2 protein-coding genes are annotated in these 3,820 nt (G+C 64.9%); both read left to right on the top strand.

Features of this window, described 5'->3' with window-relative positions; translation table 11 throughout:
• Nucleotides 1-354: 354 nt before the first annotated feature.
• On the top strand, nucleotides 355-1,770 hold the full coding sequence (gene ccoG, locus DNK59_RS24180; RefSeq protein ID WP_110724901.1) for a cytochrome c oxidase accessory protein CcoG: 1,416 nt from the start codon (nucleotides 355-357) through the stop codon (nucleotides 1,768-1,770).
• A 158-nt stretch (nucleotides 1,771-1,928) separates the two neighbouring features.
• The gene (gene mapR / locus DNK59_RS24175; RefSeq protein WP_110724900.1) at nucleotides 1,929-3,338 is read left to right on the top strand and encodes a GntR family transcriptional regulator MpaR; all 1,410 of its coding nucleotides are present in this window, start codon (nucleotides 1,929-1,931) and stop codon (nucleotides 3,336-3,338) included.
• The last annotated feature ends 482 nt before the right edge of the window (nucleotides 3,339-3,820 follow it).

Here is a 3,820-nt window from a genome sequence, read left to right as displayed (position 1 = left end):
CGCCACCCCCGCGCCGCCCAAGGGCGATCCGCCCGTCACTCGGCCGCCGCTGGAGCTCCAAGCATAGCCAGCGGCCCCGGCACGCCGACGGATGCTGCCGGCGGTCGGCGTCATCTGCAGGCCACCGAAGGTGATTCGGTGATTTGCCTGACCTGGATCAGGGCCTCTGGCACAGGCCTGTGCCAGAGGCCCTTGCGGCCATCCCCGGGGGTGCTGGAGGGGGTGCAGCAAGTTGTCGCAGGGGCCCGGAAAAGCTCATCTGATACGGTTTTTTATCAAATACCTGAGTCTGTTATGCAAACAGATCCGTGGTCATAGTTGCCCGGCCTGATGGAGGCTGATGAGCGAACGACCATGAGCGAAAGAATCCCCGTCCGATTAGTAGAGACCTTCGAACCTTCACAACCCAAACAGATGAAGTCGAAGACCACCGACAAACACGTTTACACCCGCAGCTTCACCGGTTTGTTCCGTACCCTGCGCATGACCGGCGCGGGTTTTCTGTTCCTGCTGTTCTTCGGCACGGTGTGGTTGAACTGGGGCGGCCGCCAGGCGGTGCTCTGGGACCTGGCCGAGAGCAAGTTCCACATTTTTGGCGCGACCTTCTGGCCCCAGGACTTCATTCTGCTCTCGGCGCTGCTGATCATCTGCGCCTTCGGCCTGTTCGCCATCACGGTGTTCGCCGGCCGGGTCTGGTGCGGCTACACCTGCCCGCAAAGCTCGTGGACCTGGCTGTTCATGTGGTGCGAGAAGGTCACCGAAGGCGAGCGTAACCAGCGCATCAAGCTGCAAGCCGCGCCCTGGGGCCTGAACAAGCTGGCCCGCCGGGCCATGAAGCACACCCTGTGGCTGGGCATCAGCCTGCTCACCGGCCTGACCTTCGTCGGCTACTTCACCCCGATCCGCCCCCTGGCCCACGAGCTGCTGACCCTGCAGATCGGCGGCCTGAGCCTGTTCTGGGTGCTGTTTTTTGCCGCGGCCACCTACATCAACGCCGGCTGGCTGCGCGAGGCGGTGTGCATGCACATGTGCCCCTATGCCCGCTTCCAGAGCGTGATGTTCGACAAGGACACCCTGACCATCTCCTACAACCCGGTGCGCGGTGAAAGCCGTGGCCCGCGCAAGCGCGATGTGAAGCCTGCCGACGTCGGCCTGGGCGACTGCATCGACTGCCAGCTGTGCGTGCAGGTCTGCCCGACCGGCATCGACATCCGCGACGGCCTGCAGATGGAGTGCATCGGCTGCGCGGCGTGCATCGACGCCTGCGATTCGATCATGGACAAGATGGGCTATGCCCGGGGGCTGATCGCCTACACCTCCGAACACCAGCTGCAAGGGGGCAAGACCCACCTGCTGCGGCCGCGCCTGGTGGGCTACAGCGCGGTGCTGCTGGTGATGATCGGCGCCCTGGTGCTGGCCCTGGTGCAACGGCCGATGGTGTCCCTGGACGTGAGCAAGGACCGTGGCCTGTTCCGCGAGAACGCCATGGGCCAGATCGAGAACATCTACAGCCTGAAGATCATCAACAAGACCCAGGAACGGCAGAACTACCGCCTGGCCCTGGTGGACGGCGATGGCTTCGAACTGCAGGGCAAGACCGAACTGAGCCTGGCCCCCGGGGAAATCACCGACCTGCCGGTCTCGGTGGCCATGACCCAGGACCGTGCGCAAAGCAGCTCCCAGGCCATCAGCTTCAAGGTCGCCGACAGCGATGACCCAAGCGTCTATGCCGTGGCCAAGAGTCGTTTTGTCGCGCCGATCAACCGCTGAGCCTCTAGAATGCCGTGGCCGGGGAGCCTGCTGGCTTCCCCGGACCACGGGAACTCTGTACTCGACGCCGCCATGGGCCCGCCCTGGCCGTCGAGTCCCCCGACTCCCTCGCCACCGAACACCTAGACCCGATGACCAGACTGGATCTTGCCCCGCAGATGAAACGCTACGAAAAATTCGCCGACGACATCGCCGAACTGATCCGCTCCGGGGTCCTGGGCCCGGGCCAGCGCGTGCCTTCGGTGCGCTACGCCAGCCAGACCTACGGGGTCAGCCCGTCGACGGTGTTCCAGGCCTACTACCTGCTGGAGCGCCGCGGCCTGATCCGCGCCCGTCCGCGTTCCGGCTACTTCGTCAACGCCCACGCGCCGAGCCCGTTCTCCGAGCCGGTGATCAGCAGCGAAGTCAATGAATCCACTGAAGTCGATGTCAGCGAACTGGTGTTCTCGGTGCTCGACTCGATCAAGGACCCGAGCACCGTGCCCTTCGGCTCGGCGTTTCCCAGCCCGACCCTGTTCCCCCTGCAACGCCTGTCCCGCTCCCTGGCCAGCGCCAGCCGCGAGATGGACCCGCGGGTGGTGGTCACCGACATGTCCCCGGGCAACCCGCAACTGCGCCGTCAGATCGCCCTGCGCTACATGGTGGCCGGGCTGATGCTGCCCATGGAGGAACTGCTGATCACCAACGGCGCCCTGGAGGCCCTGAACCTGTGCCTGCAAGCGGTGACCGAACCCGGCGACCTGGTGGCGATCGAGGCCCCGGCCTTCTATGCCAGCCTGCAAGTGCTGGAACGGCTCAAGCTCAAGGCGGTGGAAATTCCCGTGCACCCGCGGGACGGCATCGACCTTGGGGTCCTGGCCCAGACTCTGGAGCGGCACCCGATCAAGGCTTGCTGGTGCATGACCAGCTTCCAGAACCCCATGGGCGCGAGCATGCCCGAGGCCAAGAAGCAGGAACTGGTTGAGCTGTTGCGCCAGCACCAGGTGCCGCTGATCGAAGACGACGTCTACGCCGAGCTGTACTACGGCCAGCAGGCGCCGAAACCGGCCAAGGCGTTCGACACCGAGGGCCTGGTGATGCACTGCGGCTCCTTCGCCAAGAGCCTGGCCCCGGGCTATCGCATCGGCTGGGTGGCGGCCGGACGTTATGCGCAGAAGATCGAACGCCTGAAACTCATGACCTCGCTGTGCGCCTCGATGCCGGCCCAAGCGGCGATTGCCGACTACCTGCAGCACGGCGGCTACGACCGTCACCTGCGCAAACTGCGCTACGCCCTGGAAGAACAGCAGAGCGCCATGCTGGCGGCGATTGCCCGCTACTTCCCGGCCCAGACCCGGGTCAGCCAGCCGGCGGGCGGCTACTTCCTGTGGCTGGAACTGCCACCACAGATGGACTCGCTGAAACTGTTCCAGATGGCCCTGGCCCAAGGCATCAGCATTGCCCCCGGGCCGATCTTTTCCCCGACCCAGCGCTTTCGCAACTGCATCCGCCTGAACTACGGCAGCCCCTGGAACGAAGCGGCGGAACGGGCCATGGAAACCCTGGGGCGGATCATCCGCTCCTTTTGAGGGTTAGAGGCGCAGGGTGAATCGGACGATGGGGTGTATCAGCTGCACCGGGGTGGCAGGCTTAGCGTCTCCTTCGTCGGAATGCCGCCCAAGCCGTTCGCAGCCTGCGGCAGCGGCTACGGAGTCCTACGTTGTCCTGTAGCCGCTGCTGAGCCCGCGAAGCTGCGAAAAGGTCCGCAAGACCTTCGGCAGCGGTTACATGTAACGCGAACGGCAATGACACAAGGCCGGCCGGCAGGCCGCCGTCAGATGTTGATCTTGCTCTGGCTTTTGATCTTGATCTGCTTCCCCCGTTAACCACGATGGCCGAACGCAGGCATTGGGCCGTGGGTAACCCGGCAGGACGCCGGGTTATCCGCCACCCGGCCAGGGATGGCCGGTGGCGGCGGCCCACGGATCAATGCCGGAGTTCGGGCATGCCGAGCCTAGGCGAGGCACCGAGTGGAGGGGCAAAGCCCTTTGGTTACTTTGGGGCCCCAAAG

Origin of the sequence: Pseudomonas sp. TKO26 (assembly GCF_003225665.1) — a bacterium.
Lineage (GTDB): Bacteria > Pseudomonadota > Gammaproteobacteria > Pseudomonadales > Pseudomonadaceae > Aquipseudomonas > Aquipseudomonas saponiphila.
Note: the sequence above shows the minus strand (reverse complement) of the source record. Positions and strands in the feature narration are given on the sequence as shown.

Bases quoted from the DNA above. Each gene is read 5' to 3' on its own strand.
- ccoG (WP_110724901.1), top strand. From the start codon at position 355: ATGAGCGAAAGAATCCCCGTCCGATTAGTAGAGACCTTCGAACCTTCA.
- mapR (WP_110724900.1), top strand. From the start codon at position 1,929: ATGAAACGCTACGAAAAATTCGCCGACGACATCGCCGAACTGATCCGC.